Source organism: Mycobacterium numidiamassiliense (assembly GCF_900157365.1).
In the GTDB taxonomy this organism is placed as follows: domain Bacteria; phylum Actinomycetota; class Actinomycetes; order Mycobacteriales; family Mycobacteriaceae; genus Mycobacterium; species Mycobacterium numidiamassiliense.
The window spans coordinates 3,656,909-3,677,768 of the sequence record NZ_FUEZ01000004.1; the positions used below are offsets into that span (position 1 = coordinate 3,656,909).

A 20,860-nucleotide genomic window follows, 5' to 3' on the forward strand; every position below is an offset into this window, starting at 1 on the left:
CGTGACGGCAACCAACACCGGACGCAAACGGCGTCCCGGGCGACCGGCAGGAAACTCCGACACTCGGGAGCGCATCCTCATTAGCGCGCGAGAGTTGTTTGCGCGCAACGGCATTGGTCGTACATCGATACGTGCGGTGGCCACAGCGGCCGGTGTCGATTCGGCGTTGGTGCATCACTACTTCGGGACCAAGGAGAAGCTGTTCGCGGCGGCCGTACGGATTCCGATCGACCCGATGGACATCATCGGCCCGTTGCGTGAGACGCCCGTCGTGGAGCTCGGCCATAAAATTCCGTCACTGTTGTTGCCGCTGTGGGATTCGGAGTTGGGAGCCGCGTTCATTGCCACGCTGCGGTCGATCCTGACCGGGTCGGAGGTCAACCTGTTCCGATCCTTCATCCAAGACATCATCGCCGTCGAAGTGGGTGCACGCGTTGACAATCCGCCGGGAAGCGGGATCATCCGCGTCCAGTTCGTCGCGTCCCAGCTCGTGGGCCTCCTGATAGCCCGCTACATCATTGCACTGGAGCCGTTCGCGTCGCTGCCCGCCGACCAGGTCGCGGAGACCGTCGCGCCGAACCTGCAGCGTTACCTCACTGGGGATCTGCCGGACGGGTTCGTTCCGTAAGCCGGGCGTGCTCGTCGTCGTCGACGTCGCGGGCCTCGTCGATCAGCAGCACCGGGATCCCGTCCTCAATCCGGTACGCGCGGCGCAACCGCGGGTTGTACAGCAGCTCCCCATCGTTGAGGTCCACCAGCAGCAGCGGGCCCCGATCGGCCGGGCAGACCAGAATCTTCAGCAGGGCGTCGTCAAGCATCGGTGCCTCGATACACGGCGCTCAGTTCGGCCCGCACCGCCGGAGTCAACCGGCGGTACTGCGAGGTGGCGGTGTCGAAATACCAGGCGTGGCGCCCGGATTTGGGAATCCCGGCCGCGCGCAGCGCACTAACGGTGGGACGGTAGGTCGCGCTCAGCGTCATCTCCGGCACCACGCACACAATGTCGGGCCCCAGCCCGATCGGCATTTCCGCGACGGCCTCGGTCAAATCCGCCGCGGTGATGCTGGCCCCCGGCAACAACGTCACCGCCGACACCGCGACCTCCAGGTTGCCGAACGGCACGTTGTAGGTGACGGCAAGGTCGACGCCGTTGATTAGGCCAAGCGCGTCGGTGACCGGCTCGGTATACACCAGCCCCCGCGCCGTGTGGACCACCGAGCCGCGGCGACCAAGCAACCAGTAGTCACCGTCCTCGTCGCGGCGGAACAAGTTCTCGGTCGATACCCAGGTGTCGCCGGCCGCGAAGACCCCACGTTTGACCGATGCGGTCGGGTCGATGGGCCCGCGGGACGCGGCGAGCAACACCCCGACCTGGTTCGCCTCGGGGATCTGCACGAAGCCGCGATCGGTTTCCAGGATCAGATCGCGTTCGGCGTCGTAGGCAGCCAGCTCACCCCGTCCTGCTCCGGGCAGGAGGCGGCCTTTGCTGCCGATCTTGGCGCCGGACACGTGGGCCAGCACCGCCTGTCCATCGGTCGTGGCGAAGAACTCGACGACGTGTGCGGGCGCGAATGCATCGACGACGCGTTCCCACAATCCGGTCGGCATCCCCGAACCGATGAACAGCCGCACAGGGTGGTTGCCGTGCAGGACAAAGGCCGGGTCGTCCACGACGTCGCGAAGCATCGCCCAGGTATAGGACACCACGGTGACGCCGTACTGCCGTATCTCGTTGACGAACCGGTCGGTACTCAGGCCACGCGACAGTGCGATGCGGGTACCGCCGACGACCGCCCCGCCCAGCGAGACCAACAGCGCGGACTCATGGTGCAGGGGCGTCAAGCAATACACGGTGTCATTGCGGTCCAGCCCGGCCGCCGACGCGGTCCCGAAGGCCGAGATCGCCCAGCGGTAGTTGGTGATCTGCTTGGCGACCAGCTCGCCGCCGGCGGCATTGAACGCGATGAAGGCCAGATCCCGGGCCAATCCCGGGTTGGGCCGGTACCACGCGGGCAGCTCGACGGCGTCGGGGTCGATCTTCTCCATGTCGATGACGTTGGCGTCCTCGGGCAGGTGCAGATCCCGGGACTCACCGCCGCCCAGCACCAGCACCTGCCCCGACCATTCACGGGCGGCGTCCAGGTTGGTGGGGTCGGTCAGGATCTCGGTCACGCGCCCGAGCCGGACGGACTCGGCGAGATCGGCATCGGGCCGCATCACTACGGCGACCGCGCCAAGCCGGGACAGCGCAGCGATCGCGACCAGGGCACTGGGCCGCGTCTCCATCAGCACACCCACCCGATCGCCTTGGCGGACGCCGACTTCGATCAGGCCACGCACCACATTGTTGATCCGCCGGTCGACCGCCTCGTAAGTGTGCACACGGCCGTCGAACAGCAGGAACTCCCCTTGTGGGGCGTTGCTCGCCTGCTCACTGATGATGCGGCCCAACGAGATTCGGGTGTGGTCATTGATTTGTCCGAGGCGGGCAAGCCGCGGGAGTGTGCGGACCGTCTCCACGGCCAGCGCCCGCACCGATTTGTTGGCTGCCACTGCCGCGTCGGCGGCACCGCGCACCAGCTCCAGCGCCGCTTCCGAGGCCTCACCGATGCCGTGCGTGAGCCGGGAACTGAACGTGACGCCGCTATCGGTGTGTTCGGCCGGCTGATCCGCCATCAAGTCGATGCCCGCCGGCTTGTCGCCGCCGGTGGACAGCCAGCGCACCCATTCCGCGACGGTCGGCCAACCGTGCTGCGCCGCTTTGGATCCCACGACGAGCCCGAAATGTCCTGTCCTGATCAGCGATTCGTACACCTCGGCGTTCGGCGCTGCCCGCCGGATGCCGCGTACCGACGCCGGCTGGCCGATGTCATCGACGGTGCCGACGAACGCCAGCACCGGGCAGGTGATATCGGTGAGCGTCACCAACTGCCCGTTGACGGCGAATCCGCCGGTCATCATGCGGTTGTGCGCGATGAATTGCTTCAGCAACTCCGATATCGCCGGGCCCGACCAGGCGATCCAGCCTTCGGACTCAAGGAATCTGCGCTGCTGTTCGCGCGGCAATAGCGCCTCACGGTCATGCAGTTGACGCACGAAGTCGACGCGGGCCTTGGCCGTCTTGAGCGGATCGAGCATTTGAAAACCGGCCCGCGCCATCCAGCCCGGGATCGCCAGCCGGCTGAAGACGTGGTCGGCCATGAAGTTGGCGGCGGGCGCGGCGAAATTCGCCGGGATGCCCATCGGCAAGGCGGCCAGGGTGTCCACCGGCGAACCGAACGTCACGATGCTGGCGAGGGCTTTCGAACGCCGGTAGGCGGCGACCTGATAGCACCACATGCCGCCCTGCGAGTAGCCGACCAGATGCACATCGCTGCCAGTGGCATCCTTCACGGTGTCGATGGCCTGGCTGAGCGCGACGATGTGGTCGGCGAGATTGCGGCGCATGCCGCCCTCGACCTTGTCGGGCGAACCGAAGTCGATAACCCACGGATCCAGCCCGCTGGCGTGCAGGATCCCCACCGCGCCTTCGTCACGGGTGACGTCCCACATGTCCGCCGACATCATCATTGGGTGCACCATCAGCACCGGCGGGCCGACCGGCGGCTGTCCGGGACGGTTATCGGGTGGAAAGTACCGCCGGAGCTTGTACATCGGCACGCTCTCGACGATCTGGGAGGGCGACGGGACGCTTCCCGTCTCCAGACCTCCGAGCCGCAGAACTTCCAGCCCGTTCTGTGCCGTGGCGACCAGACGCTCGACCGGTCGCGTGATCAGCGAAAAGTTGAGATCCACCGCCGCTCCCCATTGTTGACAGCTTGGACATCATGGCACATCGGCTCGGCCGGCGGTTCTGGTCAGGCAGTTTGCTCCGAATGCGGGAGCGATCCGAACCGCAGATGATGTCCGCGACATGGCAAACGTGGGCGTGCGCCCAGACGGTATCGAGGTCGCGACAATTGCCGTGGCGTGCGGCCCCGGTAACCCCTCGAGTACCGGGCACCGTGAACCGTGTTCGGATCGGCCTTCCCAGCAAAATCTTGGGCAGGTTTCAGCCGCGCCACGGTTAGAGTTCGTAACCTTCAGACATGAAACGTGTTGCCGCTCTGCTCGCGGTCCTCACGACCGCTGCAGCGGGGCTGCTTTTTCATGCGAGCCCAGCGCACGCCGGCGTTGTTGCGGAGTCACCGCCCGATTGCTGGGCGTGCTTCCACGACGGCAGATAGTTTGTTATCCGGCCGGCGTGCGCTGGTTTAAAGGTGCGCTATTACCCTGTGGTGCAAGTGGTTCCGGAGCACGTGACCGTTATCGGAAACGTACATGCCGAAGCCGTAGCGGCGGTGAAAGCAAGGACGACCGCGACGACGATCTTGCTGCTGACACGAGACATAAACGAACCCCCTTCGTCTGAGGACAATCTGTTGCCAGAAGACCCGATTCTGTTGCCCGAGACTGAACCAGCGTAAGCCGCCAAAGTGCTTATTGGATAGATTTCAGCAAAAACTTTTTCGCGTCTTTTGCCCTCGAAGACCGCGTTTCTTGCCTACGGAAGCGTAGCCAAGGGTGGCCTGATGAATAAGCGTTATATACCTAAATTGATTGCGACACTAGGGCTTAACGGATCTAATCGGGGCGGCGGGTTGCTATATGCCATACCGTGGCGCTGGAGGCGTCGGCATTTACCTTCCGAGAGAAGGGAAATGAGAAAAGTCGGTACCCAAAAGTACGATCTTGAAACGGCTTTCGCGGCGTCATGCGCGACCCCACAACCGGCTTGGCAGTGCGCTCGGCCCGCGGGCCACCTCCATCTTTTGCTACCGTCGGCCCGGTGGCGCATCTACTGGGGGCCGAAGCCGTACACCTGGCATATCCGAATCAGCTGGTGTTCGACTCGGTCACGCTCGGAGTCAACGAGGGCGCGCGCATCGGCATCGTCGGGCGAAACGGCGACGGTAAGTCCAGCCTGCTGCGGCTGCTGACCGGCGACCAGCAGCCCCACGCGGGCCGGGTCACCCACCGCAGCGGACTGCGGGTCGTCGCGCTGAGCCAGGCCGACACCCTCGACAACGACCACACCGTCGGCTGGACGCTGGTCGGTGATCAACCCGAACACCAGTGGGCCGGCGACCCGCGCATCCGGGATGTGGCGAGCGGGCTGGTAGCCGATATCGACTGGGATGCAACGATTTCCACCCTCAGCGGCGGTCAGCGCCGACGGGTGCAGCTGGCTGCGCTGCTGATGGGCGAATGGGACGTCATCGCATTGGATGAGCCCACCAACCACCTCGACATCGAAGGCATCACCTGGTTGGCCGAGCACCTACGCCGACGCTGGCCGGCCAACACCGGCGGCCTGCTGGTGGTGACCCACGACCGCTGGTTTCTCGACGAAGTCGCCAACACGACATGGGAAGTGCACGACGGAATCGTCGAACCCTTCGAGGGCGGGTACGCGGCCTACGTGTTGCAGCGGGTGGAGCGCGACCGGCAGGCCGCCAGCACTGAGGCCAAACGGCAGAACCTGATGCGCAAGGAGCTGGCCTGGCTCCGCCGCGGGCCGCCGGCCCGCACCTCGAAACCCAAGTTCCGCATCGACGCCGCCAACCAACTGATCGCCGACGTGCCGCCGTTGCGCAATGCCGTCGAGCTGGCCAAGCTGGCGACGGCACGACTCGGCAAGGATGTGATCGACCTGCTCGACGTGTCGGTCTCGTTCGACGGCCGCCCGGTGCTGCGTGATGTCGAATGGCGGATCGGCCCCGGCGAACGCACCGGCATCGTCGGAGCCAACGGCGCCGGCAAATCGACCCTGTTGGGGTTGATCGCGGGCACCGTGACGCCGGACAGCGGACGCGTCAAGCACGGCAAGACCGTCCGACTCGCCGTGCTCGATCAGCAGGGCGGCGAGCTGGCCAGCCTCGCCGAAGATCGGATCGCCGACGTGCTGGGCAGGCTGCGCGGCGACTATGAGGTGGAGGGCCGCCAGGTGACGCCGACACAGCTGTTGGAACGACTCGGCTTCGGTGCCGGCCAACTCTCCGCGCGTGTCGGCGATCTCTCCGGCGGGCAGCGCCGCCGGTTGCAACTCATGCTCACCTTGTTATCGGAGCCGAACGTCCTGCTTCTCGACGAGCCCACCAACGACGTGGACACCGACATGCTCACCGCCACCGAGGATCTGCTCGACTCGTGGCCGGGCACGTTGATCGTCGTCTCGCACGACCGGTATCTGCTCGAACGGATCACCGACCAGCAGTACGCGATTCTTGATGGCCGGTTGCGACACCTGCCCGGTGGTATCGACGAATATCTGCGGCTGGCAGCACGTTCCACCGAGGTGCCGAAGTCGCCGGCGGCTTCGACGGCAACCGAGCCGCAGGCCCTGTCCGGCGCGCAGCGTCGCGCCGCGGAGAAAGAGTTGGCCTCGGTTGATCGCCAGCTCGCCCGCCTGGCCGACCGGATCGCGACCAAACACCTCGAACTGGCCGAACAAGACCAGTCCGACCATGTCGCCGTGGCCGAGCTGACCCGGCAGCTACGAGCGCTCGAAGACGAGGTCACCGACCTGGAGACGCGCTGGCTGGAGCTGTCGGACGTCGTCGGGTAGTCGCGTTCGGCAATCCCGTTGTGGGAGAGACACACTCGCGCGCTACACACTGGTGACAATCTGCAGCGGCCGCTGCCTGGTACGCAACGTATCCAGCAGTTCCCGATACGGGCCGACGAGGTAGGCGGTGTCGCCGGCTCGCAGTGTGTGCTCGCTGCGTGGGTGCACCACGACGGGCGCGTCCGGCCGGGAGATCGCGATCACGCGGGTCTTGGCGGGCATCTCGACGATCCGCAGCCCATCGAGGTCACCACCGGCGTCCACGTGCAGCGCGCCCACCATGAACGCACTCTGCCCAACCGAAAACGTACCCACCACCTGCAGCCCGATCGCGGCGCCGACGAACCACGGCGCGGCCAGCTCCACCGTCGAGCGCACGTAGTCGAATCCGAACCGTTGCGCGACCGCGAAACCAAGCTCGCGGTCGTACACGCGGAGCACGAGTGGAACTTCGGGCCCGTGGGCCTCGGGTGTCACGGCATCGCCGGTCATCTCGCTCAACACGATGCCGGTCTCGATGTTGACCATGTCGTCATGGGTCAGCACCGCCACCGCGCGAGCGTGTTCGACACACGCCGACTCCAGCGTCTGCGGCAGCGTCGCGTCCCCATAGATCACCGGCACGTCGAGGTCGTCGACCGCAGATAACAATGAGTTTTCGTCGTCGAGCTCGATGACGGCGACCTCGTGGCCCGCGGCGGTCAAATCCGTCACCACCTGCATCCCCAGGGAGCCGAGACCGACGACGACGACGTGGTCGCGCAGATGGCGGACCCGTCGGCGGCCGGAGGTGTGGATGAAGCGACGCGACAGCAGCAGGTCGGCAATGAACGCGACGAGGATCGCCGTGGTGGTCATGCCGACGAACATCAAGATCACGCTGAACAACCGCAGCCAGGTGGGCTGGTCGATGAAGTTGAAGTCGCCGAAGCCGACAGTGGTGATTGTCTCGGCGCTGAAGTACAACGCGTCCATCCACTTCATGCCGCCCGGGCGCTGGTAGCTGTAGCGCAACACCATCGTGGAGCCGATCAGCAGGATCATTCCCACCACCCACGCGGGGTAAAACAGGGGGTTGACGTCGTCGCGCATGGTGCGCACGGCATCCAACACCCGCCGCATCCGATACCGCCGGGTGGGCGTGTCGCGCTGTCGCGTTGCCCGGACACCGCGGGCGGCCAGCTGCTCGGCGGTGCCGATCATCGCCGTCATGTCACCCGCGTGCACTCGCTGATCGCGCTGTGGGCACGCCACCAACTCGCCCGGCGACGAGGAGTTGTCGCCCTGAATCACCGCCACCGGTGCCAGATCGTCGTAGATCTCGCGCAGTGTTCCGTCGCGCGGTACCTCGGTGGTCCAGACGACGAACTCGACACCGGCGGCCTCAAACGGGTGCGCGGTACTCGCCAGGCATGCCTCGACGACCGATTCCGCCGCCAGCTCGGCGATGTCGAGGATGGCGCCGGGCCCATTGCCGTCGGCCATCGCCGCGCGCACCACGTCGTTGTGTACCCGCGCCACCACGCGGACATCCGGGTTGGCTTTCCTTGCCAGCAAGGCGATTTCGAGGTTGAGCGCATCATCGGCTTCAGCGCATACGACGGCAAGAGCACGGTCGACTCCGGCATCGACGAGCTCGGCGACGGTGAGGTCGGCGGTGGTAAGCTTGACGATACTGACGCCGGCCTTGTTGAGCTCCTCCACGATCGTCATGGCCAACGCGTCATCGCCGCTGACAATGATGTGGCTTTGCAACCGCACCGGAGTGTCATCCGCGTCATCGATCTCGTCGACGTCATCGATGTCGTTGTCCCGGCCCGCCCACCACGGTTTGACGTTGTCCCACATAAGCTTTCACTCCTTGCTCAGGCTGACATTCCCCCTGGGAATGACCGATCCGCGCGCAGCACGCCACGCCAGGCAACGCCTAGACGAGCTGGGGATCCAGACCTGAAGCGGCCATGTGGAACCGCAAGGACCTACACCCCTCTCGTCAGAGCTTTGGCACTGCACGGCGTACCCAAGACTTCTGGAAGCCACTTTGGCTCAACCCTTATGCCGGGAGGAGCTGTCCTGACCCGGGGCGTCTTTCGACGTTCGGGGTCAGTGGCCTATGTCCGTGCAGACGCCTCACCTACCGAGGTGTTCGCAGACCCCATGATGGCTCCCCAAGCGGTGCAAGTCAATCGGCTGCGCGACGGCAGAAGCTCAGGTCATCGCCGTGAATATGACCAGCTATCGGGTAATCTCGAGCCACGGCCGCCACGGTCCGCGCGGGGAGAATCCGATGAGCAAGCGACCATTCCGGCCGGTGAGATATCCCCCCGGCGAGGCGCTTCTCACCCTCTACCGGCTCCGGGGCCCGGTGATCAATTCGGGCGTCGGACGCCACGGCTACACGTATCTGCTCGGCCCCGAGGCCAACAAGTTCGTTTTCGCCAACGCCGATGCGTTCAGCTGGGCCCAGACGTTTGAAAGCCTGGCAATCGTCGACGGGCCCACCGCGCTGATCGTCAGCGACGGTGACGACCACCGCCGCCGGCGCAGTGTGGTGGCGCCCGGGCTGCGGCATCGGCAGATCCAGGACTACGTCGAGACCATGGTGTCCAACATCGACACCGTCATCGACGCCTGGCGCCCGGGGCAGCGGCTGGACATCTACCGGCAGTGCCGCTCGGCGGTCCGGCGCAGCACTGCCGAGAGCCTGTTCGGCACGCGCTTGGCGATGCACTCCGACTTCCTCGGCGAGCAACTCCAACCCTTGCTCGACCTGACCCACCAACTGCCCCAGGTGGTGGCGCTGCAGCAGCGCCTCAACTCGCCCGGCTGGCGACGGGCGATGGCCGCGCGAAAGCGTCTCAACGACTTCATCGACGCCCAGATCGCCGACGCCCGCACCGCGCCCAGACCGGACGACCACATGATGACCATGCTGATCAACGGTCGCGGCGAAGAGGGATACACGTTGAGTAACAACGAGATTCGCGACTCGATTATCTCGCTCATCACCGCCGGCTACGAGACCACCAGCGGCGCGCTGGCCTGGGCGATCTACACGCTGCTGACCCTGCCGGACGCGTGGGACGAAGCCGCAGAAGAGGTCCGCCGCGTCGTGGGCGACGGGCCACCGGCCGCCACCGACCTGGAAGCGCTGACCTACCTCAACGGCGTCGTACACGAGACCCTTCGGTTGTACTCACCCGGCGTGATCTCCGCCCGCCGGGTGATGCGCGACCTCTCGTTCGACGGGCATCGCATCCGGGCGGGCCGCTTGCTGATCTTCAGCGCGTATGTCACCCACCGACTACCTGAGCTGTGGCCGGACCCGCGGGAGTTTCGGCCGTCGCGCTGGGATCCGGAATCGGTCGGCTACCGCAAGCCCGCACCGCACGAGTTCATTCCCTTCAGCGGCGGGTTGCACCGCTGCATCGGAGCGGTCATGGCCACGACCGAGATGACGGTCATGCTTGCCCGGCTGGTCGCCAGAACGAAGCTACGGTTTCCCGCTCAGCGAATCCGCGCGGCGAACCTGGCCGCGCTCAGTCCCACGCCGGGTCTGGTCGTCGATATCGCCGACTCAGTGCCAGCGCAGTAACACGAGCTCGGAAGAGAACCCTGGACCCATCGCGACGATCAGCCCTGGGCTGCCGCCGGCCGGGGGTTTGGCGATCGTGTCGCGCAGCACGTGCAGCACGGAGGCCGACGAGAGATTCGCAATCTCACCCAACGAGCGCCAGGTCAGCTCAAGCGCCTCCGGGGGCAGGTCGAGGCTCTTACCGATGGCTGTGATCACCTTCGGACCGCCAGGATGGGCCACCCATGCTTCGATGTCGCTTCTGGTCAACCCGTGTCCGCTGAGGAATCGATCGACGTCGGCGGCCAGGTCCCGTTCGATCACTGCGGGCAGTTCCGGGGAGAACACGGGCTGCAGGCCACCGGGACCAACGTTCCACGCCATGACGTGCAGCGATTCCGGGTAGAGGCGGGTTTGCGAATCGACGATGTCGGGACCGCCGGGCCGTAGCTGCCGGTCTTGTTCGGCGCGACGATCTCCGACGGCGACCACCGCGGCCGCCCCATCGCCGAACATCGCGGTCGCGACCAGCCCAGACACGGTGGGCTTGACCGTGGGGAAGGTCAGTGAGCACAGCTCGATCGATACCAGGACCGCGACACCGTCGGGCGCGCCCCGCAGGTAGTTGTGCACCGTCGCCAAACCCGCCGCACCTGCGGCACAGCCCAGTCCGAACAGTGGCACCCGGCGCACGTCCGGCCGCAGGCCAATCCGTCCCGCGATGCAGGCGTCCAGCGACGGCACCGCCACGCCGGTGACGGTCGTGGTGGCGATCATGTCGACGTCTTCGGGCTGCAGCCCCGCCTCGTCGAGAGCGCCCAACAGCGCCTCGCACCCCAGGTTGACCGCGTTTTCGACGAAGATTTCGTTGGTCTCGCTGAAGTCGGTGAGCGATGAATACTGCTCGAGCGGCAGAACTAGGTGGCGGCTGTTGACCTTCGCGCCGGCGTGGAGACGCCGGACGATTTCCTCGTGCTCCCGCAAAACCGGCAACTCGACGAATCGGTCGGTAATCTCGCTCTGGCTGTACCGATGCGGTGGCAATGCACCGACTACACCTGCGATTACGCTCATACCCAGCCTTTACTCAAAAGCCAATTCCCCCGATGTCACGAAAGTTTATGCGGTCTGGTTCAGGCCCGCAAAGAAATAGCTATTCAACACATGTCGTATATGGGGGCGAAACCCTGCACGTAATCGTCTCCACCAGCAGGGATTTCCGTCAATCAGCATCATCCGCGCTATTGGACTCCAACGCCATAGCGATCAGCGCATCGGCGCTTAACGCGTCGATGATGTCGTTGCCGACCTCGGGATCGGGAAGCGGCGCGTCCGACTCGCCGGCCAGCAGCAGTAGTTTGTCGAGCAACCCGGTTCGCCGAAGTTCGCGCAGCGGAATTTTTTTGAGCGACGACCAGATCTTTTCGTCGCCGGAATCGTCACGGTCCTCGTGTAGCAGTTGACGACGCAAGTGATCGGCCAACGCCGCCGGAGTGGGAAAGTCGAAGATCAGCGTGCGCGACAAAGCCAACCCAGTAACGGCTTTGAGACGGTTGCGAAGCTCGACGCCGGTCAGCGATTCAAAACCGATGTCCTGGAAGGCGCGCTCGACATCGATGTCGCGGCTGCTCGAGTGGCCCAACACGGTCGCCGCGTGCGTACACACCAATTCCACCAGCCGACGGTGCTGATCATCGGGGGTCAGGGCTTGCAGCTGCTCGGCCAGGTCCGCGGCCCGGCTTACCGGAGCGGGTGCGTCTGCGCCCAACCCGAGCCAAAACCGCTGCCGGGCAAAACCATACGTCGGCAGCTCGACTTGGCGGCCACCCAGGCCGCTCAGCACGGACGGCCAGACAACCGGCGTGCCGAGAGCGAAAAGTTGACCGGCCGCAACGAGCAGCGTGTCGACTTCGGGCCGATCCTTGGCCAGGGTTGCCACCGCGGCGGCGTGCTCGGTACTCAGCGAGTGCTCCACCGCCGCGCTCAAGCCGGCGGCCGGGCCTACCTCGACAAACACGTTGGCTCCCAACGACTCCGCCAGCCGTACACCGTCGAGAAACCGCACCGGTTGACGCACGTGCTCGACCCAATACTGTGCCGATCCATAGCCAGCACCGGCGAGCCGCCCAGTCAGGTTGGATACCAAGCCAATCCGCGGTTCGCCGGCCTCGACGTCCGCCACCAACCGGCCAAATTCGTCAATCATGGGCTCTACCAACACCGAATGAAACGCGTGCGACACCGCCAGCCGATGCACCCGCGCTCCCTGCTGTGCCAACCGGTCCGCCAGGGCACTCACCGGGACCTCGGCGCCCGAAATCACCACGGAGTTCCGGGCATTGACCGCCGCGATCGCGACACCATCGGTGAGCAACGGAGTCACCTCGTCCTCGCCGGCGGCCACCGCCACCATGACTCCGCCGTCCGGCAGGCCCGCCATCAAGCGGCCCCGGGCCGCGACAAGTCGCGCGGCGTCGTCAAGTGTGAGCACGCCCGCCACATGGGCCGCGGTGATCTCCCCCACCGAATGGCCCATCACCAAGTCGGGTTCGATTCCCCAGGCCTGCAGCAGCGCCGTCAGTGCCACCTCGACGACGAACAGCGCGGGCTGGGCGAACTCGGTATTGGCCAGCAGGTCCGGGTCGATACCCCAGATCACGTCGCGCAGACCCGAGCGCAGATGGGCGTCCACCGCGTCGACCGCATGGTCGAATGCCCGGGCGAAGACCGGAAACCGATGGTAGAGCTGCCGCCCCATCCCCAGCCATTGGGAGCCTTGCCCGGGAAACACGAAAACCGTCTTGCCCGTTGCCCTGGCGCGTCCGGCGATCGCGCCCGGATCGCCGTCGGCCAGTCGCGTCAAACCCGTTGCGAGAACTTGACGATCGCCGCCCACCAGCACGGCACGGTGCTCGAAGACCGACCGGGTGGTGGCCAGCGACCACGCCACGTCCGTCGCCGTGAGACCGTCGTCGGCGGCGACGCGAACCGCTAGCCGCGCGGCCTGGTTGGTCAAGGCTTGCTCGGAGCGCGCCGACAGCACCCATGCCATCGGCATGTCCTGTTCAGGTTCAACCACGACGCTGTCGGGCTGTGCGGGCGCCTCCTCGACAATCACATGCGCGTTCGTCCCGCCCATTCCGAACGACGACACCCCGGCCCGTCGCGGCCGGTCTCGCACCGGCCACGACGCCAATGTGGTATTAACCTGCAGGCCAAAGCTTTTCAGGTCATTCCCGGAGGCGGTGCTGTCATAGTTGAGACTCGGTGGGATCACACCGTTTTCAACGGTCAGCACCGCCTTGAGCAAGCCCGCGATGCCGGCAGCACTGCCAGTGTGGCCGATATTGGTCTTTACCGATCCGATACGTACCGGATCCTGTTGACGCTCGGCGAATATCTCACCCAGTGCCCTGGCCTCGACGGGGTCGCCGACTTCGGTTCCGGTGCCGTGTGCCTCGATGTAGTCGACGTCGCCGCCATCAAGGCCCGCGCGTGCGAGTGCACGGCGGATGACATCGGCCTGTCCCGACACCGAGGGCACCGTCTGGCCGGCGGAGGTGTGCCCGGAGTTGCCGACCGCGCTCCCCCGGATGACGGCGCGGATTCTGTTTCCGTCCCGGATGGCGGGGCCCAACGGCTTCAGCAGCACCAGGCCGGCACCCTCGGCCCGCACGTAGCCATCCGCACGCCCGTCAAACGCGTAGGTATGACCTGACATCGACATCGCGCCGAATTCTTTTTCGAGCATGGCGGTTTCGTCCGCCAGATTGAGGTGGATCCCGCCGGCTATCGCCAGCCGTGACTCGCCTGCGCACAGGCTTTCGCAGGCCAGATGCACCGCGACGAGCGAAGACGACTGACCGGTGTCGACGATCATGCTCGAACCCTGTAGCCCGAGGGCGTAGGAGATCCTGTTGGCGATCATTGTGCGGCTGACACCGCCGAACGAGTGATGGTCGAGGTTGTCCGTTCCCTCGCGAAGCGTCAAGACCGCGTAGTCGTCGGTCATCGCACCCACGAAGACCGAAACCTGCTCGCCACGTGAGGTTTCCGGCACCAGGAGCGCGTCTTCGAAGAGTTCCCATGCCAATTCGAGGGCCAGCCGCTGCCGCGGATCCATCGCGCAGGCCTCGCGGGGCGAGAGGTTGAAGAAGTCCGCGTCGAACTCGGCGGCATCGCACGGCGAATCGCTCACTTCCCGTCCGTCACGGACGAGATGCCAGAAGTCTCGGCTGGTGGCGGCGCCGGGCAACCTGCAGGCGAGGCCGATCACCGCTACGTCGGTGGGTGACATCAGGGGCCGAGGTCGTCATCGAGGAGGGCGAAGAGTTCGCGATCGGTGGCGGTGGTGAGGTCGTCGTCGATGGCGTGCGCGTCGTCGGGCGTCAGCGGCGGTGGGCTTTCGAGCTCGGTCAGGATGACGTGGATGCGGGTCGCCAGGCGGGTTCTGTCTTCCGGTGTCCAATTCGGTTGGTTGACCAGTGTTTGCAGCTCGCGGGCGATGTCGTTGAAGCGCGCCAGCTGATCCGGCCCGCCTGCGGGTGCCTCGGTTGCCACGGAGCGCAGCTGTGCGTCCACATGCTCGGCCAGCGCCGCCGGCGTCGGGAAGTCGAAGATCAGGTTGGGTGAAAGTGTAAGCCCGGTGGCCGTTTTGAGCCGGTTACGCAGTTCCACCGCGGTCAACGAGTCGAAGCCGAGGTCCTGGAAGGGCAGCTGGGCCTCGATGTCGGCGCTGGACCTGCCTAACACGGTTGCGGCGTTGGTGCATACCAGCTCCACCAACTGGTGATGACGCTGCTCGGGACTCAGCCCCTGCAGCCGGGCGGCCAACCCCGACGTCGACACCGCCGCGTCGGCATCACTGATGAGCCGCCGCCCGGGCCGGGCGACCAGGTCCCGCAGCACCGGCGGGACGGCGCCGCTGGCCCCCAGCCCCGTCGCGTCGATGCGGGCGGCGACCAGCAGCGGACGATCGGCCAGCATGGCCTCGTCGAACAGCTGCAGGGCATGGGGGGTGGACAGCGGCGCGAGGCCGCCCCGGCTCATCCGGGCTTTGTCCCGGTCGCTGAGGTGTCCGGTCATGCCGCTGGCTTGCTCCCACAGCCCCCAGGCCACCGACAACCCCGCAAGGCCCTGTGCACGCCGATGGGTGGCCAGGCCGTCGAGGAAGCTGTTCGCCGCGGCGTAATTGCCCTGTCCCGGGGAACCCACGATCCCGGCCATCGACGAGAACATCACGAACGCCGACAAATCCATGTCGCGGGTCAACTCGTGCAGGTTCCAGGCACCGTCGACCTTGCTCCGCAACACCGTGTCCACCCGATCGGGCGTCAACGACGCGATCAGCCCGTCATCGAGCACCCCCGCGGCATGGAACACACCCTTGAGGGGATATTGGTTCGGCAGCGCGGCAATCACATCCGCTACCGCATCCCGGTCGCTGACATCGCAGGCTAGGACCGACACCTCCGCCCCGGCGCCTTTCAGCTGATCGAGTAGCTCCGCCACACCCTCGCCGTCGGCGCCGCTGCGACTGAGTAGCACCACATGGGCCACCCCGTAGCGGGCCACCAGATGGGCGGCCACCGCCGAGCCGGCCATCCCGGTGCCCCCGGTGATCAGCACGCTGCCGCCGGCCAATCCGCCGCCCGAACCGGCCAACACCGGATCGCTTGGACCATCCGGCAGGGTCAACACCACCTTGCCGATCTGGCGAGCCTGGCTGACGAACCGGTACGCCGCCGAGGCGCTGCGCACGTCAAACATCTTGACCGGCAACGGCTTCAACACACCCACGTCAAAAAGTTCGATCAAGTCGGACAGCATCGACGCGATGTGGTCGGGCCCGGCTTCCATCAGGTCAAAGGCCCGGTAGTAGGCGCCGTGGTGCTGGGCTGCCACCGCCTCGGGGTCACGCAGGTCGGTCTTGCCCATCTCGATGAAGCGCCCGCCACCAACCAGCAACCGCAACGAGGCGTCGAGGAACTCCCCGGCCAGCGAGTTGAGCACCACATCGACCCCGGCCCCGCCGGTGGTCGCCAGAAACTTCGCTTCGAAATCCACGGTCCGGGTATCGCCGATATGATCGTCGTCAAAACCCATCGCCCGCAACGTGTCCCACTTACCGCGGCTGGCAGTGACGAACACTTCGGCCCCCCAGTGCCGGGCCAGTTGCACGGCCGCCATGCCGACCCCACCAGTGGCGGCGTGCACCAAGACTCGCTCGCCGGCCTTGAGTCCGGCCAACACCGACAACCCGTACAGGGCGGTCAAGAACACCACCGGCACGCCGGCGGCCTCGGCCAACGACCAATCCGCCGGCACCGTAGTAACAAACCGCGCGTCCACCACCGCCTCGGAGCCGACAACCCCAATCAAACCCAGCACCGAATCTCCGACGGAGAGCCCGGTGACGCCGGGGCCGACCTCGAGGACGACACCCGCGCCCTCGGCGCCGAGCTCGCCGCCGCCGGGATACATCCCCAACGCCACCAGCACATCCCGGAAGTTCACCCCGACCGCGGCGACCGCCACCCGCACCTGCCCGGCCGCCAGCTCCGCCGGCCCGGTCGGGGCAACCACCACGTCTTCCAATGTGCCGCCACCGCCCGCGGCCAATCGCCATCCGCCGGGCGGTAGCTCCAGCACCGCGCCGGCCCCTACCGCTCCCAGTCGAGCGGCATGTGCGACGCCGGAGCGCACCACCAATTGCGGCTCACCGCAACCGATTACGTCGGCTACGTCTAACGACCCGTCCGAATCGATCAGCACCACCCGGCCCGGCTGCTCGGCCTGCGCCGCACGCACCAACCCCCACACGGCCGCGCCCGCCAGATCCGTGACGTCCTCACCGGCCAAACCCACCGCGCCATGAGTCAGCACGACGAACGGACCCGCGTCGCTGCCGGCCAGCCAGGACTGCAACACACCCAGCGCTTCATGAGTCACCGAATACACCGGCCCGACCCCATCGTCGGTTCCAGAGCTCGGCTCCCACACGTGCTCGACAGCAACGGCGTTCGGCTCCAGCAACACCGGGGACCACGCGACTTCGTATAATCCGCCGCCGCCACCGGCAGCGGCCGCCAGGGCGGCCGACAGCGCACCGATCGAGATCGGACGAACCACCAACTCCCGCACCGACAAAACCGGCAGGCCCGTCCCGTCTGCCAAGTCCACCGACACCGACCCGCTGCCCGCCGGCGCGATGCGAACCCGAACCCGTGAGGCCCCGGCGGCATGCAGGCAGACTCCCTGCCAGGAGAACGGGAGCATCGTCGAATCACCACCCTCGGCAATCCCCCAAGCATGCAACGCAGCGTCCAGTACGGCCGGATGGATCCCGAAGCCGCCCGCGGTCACGCCCTCGCCGGCGGACACTTCGGCGAAGACCTCCTGTCCGCGCCGCCATAGCGCTCGAAGGCCGCGGAATGCGGGTCCATAGTCGTAGCCCCGTGCCGCCAGCACCCCGTACACGTCACCGGCTTCGACCGCGGAAGCCCCGACCGGAGGCCACACCGACAGGTCCGCGGCGGGTCCGGGCTGCGCGGTACTACTCAACGCACCCTGAGCATGCAAGACCCACGCCGAATCCGCGGCCGCACCGCGCGAATACACCCACACCGCCCGAGAGCCCGACTCTCCCGCGGCGTCGACGACGACCTGCACACGGGCCGCACCGCCCGGCGGCAACACCAACGGAGCCAACAACGTCAGCTCGTCGACCACCGAACAGCCGACCTCATCGCCGGCCCGCAACGCCAATTCCACGAACCCGGCGCCGGGGAACAACACCACCCCGTCGACGACGTGATCCGCCAACCACGGCGCTCCGCCCACGGACAACGAGCCCGTCAGCACCACGCCGCCGGAATCGGGTCGCTCCACGACCGCACCCAGCAACGGATGCGCGGCCCGGGCTAGGCCCACACCGCTCACGTTGCCCGATCCCACCGCGCCGATGGGAAGCCAGAATCGTTGCCGGACAAACCCGTACGTCGGTAGATCGACCCGGCGGCCGACTCCGACCGCCGCGGGCCAATCCACTGCGACGCCAATGGTGAACAAATGCCCGAGCGCCGCCAGTGCCGACTCGGCTTCGGGGCGATCCTTGCCGAGCATGACCACCGATGTCGCCTGTTCGGTGGTCAACGACTGCTCCACGGCGGCGGTGAGGCCGCGGCCCGGACCGACCTCCACGAAAGCCCGGGCGCCCAACGACTCCGCAGCCCGCACCCCGTCGGCGAAACGTACCGGCTGGCGCACGTGCTCGGCCCAGTATTGCGGCGACCCGTAGCCGGGGCCGGCCAGTTGCCCAGTCAGGTTGGACACCAAGCTGATTCGTGGCGGGGACACCGAAATGCCGGCGAGCAGTTGCGCGAACTCCTCGAGCATCGGCTCCATGAGCGCGGAATGGAACGCGTGCGAAACCGCCAGCCGATGCACCCGACGGCCCTGCTGCGCCAGTCCGTCGGCCACCGCGGCGACCGCGGCCTCAACTCCCGAAATCACCACGGCGTTGGGCGCGTTGACGGCCGCGAGGTTCACGTCGGCGGTCAGCAACGGCGTTACCTCTGCTTCGCTGGCGGCGACCGCGACCATCGCGCCCCCGGCCGGCAACGCGGCCATCAGCCGACCGCGGCCCGCGACCACCGTGGCCGCATCCGAAAGCGTCAGCACGCCCGCCACATACGCCGCGGTGATCTCGCCCACCGAATGGCCCGTCACCACGTCAGGCAGCACACCCCAGGTCGCCAACAGCGCGGCCAACGCCACCTCGACGGCAAACAGCGCCGACTGCGCGAACTCCGTGCTCTGCAGCAACGCGGCGTCACTGCCCCACATCACCTCGCGCAGCGGCAACCGCAGATGCGGATCCAGCGCGTCGACCGCCTCGTCAAACGCCCGCGCGAACTCGGGGAAACGGCCGTAGAGCTGCTGACCCATTCCCAGCCACTGTGACCCCTGGCCAGGAAAGACGAACACCGTCTTGCCCGCCGAGCGGACACGCCCCGCCGTGACGCCAGCGCCCGGCTCACCGGCGGCCAGCTCCATCAAGCCCGCCGCCAGACGGTCGCGGTCCGCGCCGACCACCACGGCCCGGTGGTCGAACACCGCCCGGGTCGTCACCAAGGACCACGCCACATCGACGGGGCTGAGCTCCGCGTTGCCCGACACGTGTGCAAGCAACCGCTTGGCCTGATTGGCCAACGCCTGCTCCGAGCGAGCCGACAGCACCCACGCCGTCTCCCCCGCTTGAGATTGCGCCACAACGCTTTCAGCGTCCGGTGCCGGGGGTTCTTCGATGATCACGTGTGCGTTCGTCCCGCTGATCCCGAACGACGACACCCCGGCGCGGCGCGGAGCGTCGCCGCTCGGCCAGGGTCGCGATTCCGTCAGCACCGACACCGCGCCGGCGGACCAATCCACATGCGGGGAAGGCACATCCACATGCAAGGTCTGCGGCAACACCTCGTGCTGGATGGCCTCGATCATCTTGATCACTCCGGCCACTCCCGCTGCGGCCGAGGTGTGACCAATGTTCGATTTGATCGAGCCCAGCCACAGCGGACGATCCGCGGGCCGATCCTGGCCGTAGGTCGCCAACAATGCCTGCGCCTCAATCGGATCCCCCAGGACGGTCCCGGTGCCGTGCCCCTCGACCACGTCGACGTCCGCTGCCGTCAGCCCCCCACTCGCCAGGGCCGTGCGGATAACCCGTTGCTGGCTGGGCCCGTTCGGGGCGGTCAGCCCGTTGGAGGCGCCGTCTTGATTGACGGCGGTAGCGCGAACCAGCGCGAGCACCGGGTGCCCGGCTCGGCGCGCGTCGGCCAGGCGCTCCACCACCAGAACCCCGGCGCCTTCCGACCATGCGGTGCCGTCGGCGGCACCCGCATACACCTTGCACCGACCGTCGGCGGCAAGCGCCCGCTGACGGCTGAATTCGACAAAGGCCGCGGGCGTGGCCATGACGGTGACGCCGCCGACCAGGGCCAGGTCGCATTCGCCGGATCGCAGCGACTGCGCGGCCAGGTGTAGCGCCACCAGCGACGACGAACACGCGGTATCCACCGACACGGCGGGGCCTTCCAGGCCCAGCACGTAGGACACCCGGCCCGAGGCCACGCTCAGCGTCGACCCGGTGAGCCCGTACCCCTCCAGCTCGCCCTCCACCTGGCCGCCGTAACCGGCATGAATGACACCGGCGAACACCCCGGTCGCCGAACCCCGCAGATCCAACGGGTCAATTCCCGAGCGCTCCAAGGCTTCCCACGACAGCTCCAGCATCAACCGTTGCTGTGGATCCATCGCCAGTGCCTCGCTGGGGCCAACGCCGAAGAACCCGGCATCGAAGTCCCCGGCATCGGCGAGAAAAGAACCCTGACGCACGTACATCTTGCCGGGGGCATCGGGGTCGGCATCGAACAGCCCGGCGACGTCCCAGCCGCGGTCCGCCGGAAAGTCCGACACGGCGTCGCGGCCCTCAACCACCATCTGCCACAACGCGTCTGGTGAATCCACATCGCCCGGATACCGGCACGCCATCCCCACCACCGCGACCGGCTCGGAGAGCTTGCCTTCCAGCTCCGCGACGCGCCGCTTAGTGCGCCGCAGATCCGCGGTGAGCCGCTTCAGGTAGTCAAGTTGTTTGTCGGTGTCCGACACTGCCGCTCCTT

Annotated in this window: 9 protein-coding genes and 1 riboswitch; of the genes, 3 read left to right on the forward strand and 6 right to left on the reverse strand. The window is 66.8% G+C overall.

Features of this window, described 5'->3' with window-relative positions:
* Position 1 precedes the first annotated feature (1 nt).
* A complete protein-coding gene (locus MNAB215_RS25690; RefSeq protein WP_077081283.1) occupies positions 2 to 628 on the forward strand; it encodes a TetR/AcrR family transcriptional regulator in 627 nt (208 codons plus the stop codon).
* On the opposite strand, the gene MNAB215_RS25695 is transcribed toward MNAB215_RS25690, so the two are convergent.
* Both MNAB215_RS25695 and MNAB215_RS25700 read right to left on the reverse strand, forming a co-directional pair.
* Positions 594 to 818 (reverse strand): Trm112 family protein, encoded by a 225-nt coding sequence (locus tag MNAB215_RS25695; RefSeq protein WP_077081284.1) that lies wholly within the window; start codon positions 816 to 818, stop codon positions 594 to 596. The genes MNAB215_RS25690 and MNAB215_RS25695 overlap by 35 nt on opposite strands.
* A complete protein-coding gene (locus MNAB215_RS25700; RefSeq protein ID WP_077081285.1) occupies positions 811 to 3,795 on the reverse strand; it encodes an acyl-CoA synthetase in 2,985 nt (994 codons plus the stop codon). Before MNAB215_RS25700 ends, MNAB215_RS25695 begins: the two co-directional genes overlap by 8 nt.
* 1,033 nt (positions 3,796 to 4,828) lie before the next feature.
* Between MNAB215_RS25700 and MNAB215_RS25710 the strand changes: the two genes are divergently transcribed.
* Positions 4,829 to 6,607 (forward strand): ABC-F family ATP-binding cassette domain-containing protein, encoded by a 1,779-nt coding sequence (locus MNAB215_RS25710; protein WP_077081286.1) that lies wholly within the window; start codon positions 4,829 to 4,831, stop codon positions 6,605 to 6,607.
* Between the two features lie 42 nt (positions 6,608 to 6,649).
* Here the strand turns inward: MNAB215_RS25710 and MNAB215_RS25715 are convergent, their stop codons facing one another.
* Complete coding sequence (locus MNAB215_RS25715; RefSeq protein WP_077082338.1) at positions 6,650 to 8,320, reverse strand: NAD-binding protein; 1,671 nt, start codon at positions 8,318 to 8,320, stop codon at positions 6,650 to 6,652.
* Positions 8,321 to 8,585: 265 nt separating this feature from the next.
* Positions 8,586 to 8,756: riboswitch (M-box (ykoK) riboswitch) on the reverse strand.
* A 162-nt stretch (positions 8,757 to 8,918) separates the two neighbouring features.
* Between MNAB215_RS25715 and MNAB215_RS25720 the strand changes: the two genes are divergently transcribed.
* On the forward strand, positions 8,919 to 10,202 hold the full coding sequence (locus tag MNAB215_RS25720; RefSeq protein ID WP_108637811.1) for a cytochrome P450: 1,284 nt from the start codon (positions 8,919 to 8,921) through the stop codon (positions 10,200 to 10,202).
* Here the strand turns inward: MNAB215_RS25720 and MNAB215_RS25725 are convergent.
* From MNAB215_RS25725 to MNAB215_RS25735, 3 genes are all read right to left on the reverse strand, one after another.
* Entirely contained in the window at positions 10,185 to 11,255 is a 1,071-nt protein-coding gene (locus tag MNAB215_RS25725; RefSeq protein ID WP_077081287.1) for a type III polyketide synthase, read from the reverse strand. The genes MNAB215_RS25720 and MNAB215_RS25725 overlap by 18 nt on opposite strands.
* 148 nt (positions 11,256 to 11,403) lie before the next feature.
* Positions 11,404 to 14,478 carry a type I polyketide synthase gene (locus MNAB215_RS25730; RefSeq protein ID WP_077081288.1) on the reverse strand — a complete coding sequence of 1,025 codons (3,075 nt, stop codon included), beginning with the start codon at positions 14,476 to 14,478 and terminating at the stop codon, positions 11,404 to 11,406.
* Positions 14,478 to 20,849: a type I polyketide synthase gene (locus tag MNAB215_RS25735; RefSeq protein ID WP_077081289.1), complete on the reverse strand. Its 6,372-nt coding sequence runs from the start codon at positions 20,847 to 20,849 to the stop codon at positions 14,478 to 14,480. Before MNAB215_RS25735 ends, MNAB215_RS25730 begins: the two co-directional genes overlap by 1 nt.
* Positions 20,850 to 20,860 lie beyond the last annotated feature (11 nt).

Excerpts from the sequence above, each read along its gene's own strand:
- MNAB215_RS25695 (WP_077081284.1), bottom strand. The coding sequence starts at position 818 with ATGCTTGACGACGCCCTGCTGAAGATTCTGGTCTGCCCGGCCGATCGG.
- MNAB215_RS25715 (WP_077082338.1), bottom strand. The coding sequence starts at position 8,320 with ATGACGATCGTGGAGGAGCTCAACAAGGCCGGCGTCAGTATCGTCAAG.
- MNAB215_RS25725 (WP_077081287.1), bottom strand. The coding sequence starts at position 11,255 with ATGAGCGTAATCGCAGGTGTAGTCGGTGCATTGCCACCGCATCGGTAC.
- MNAB215_RS25730 (WP_077081288.1), bottom strand. The coding sequence starts at position 14,478 with ATGTCACCCACCGACGTAGCGGTGATCGGCCTCGCCTGCAGGTTGCCC.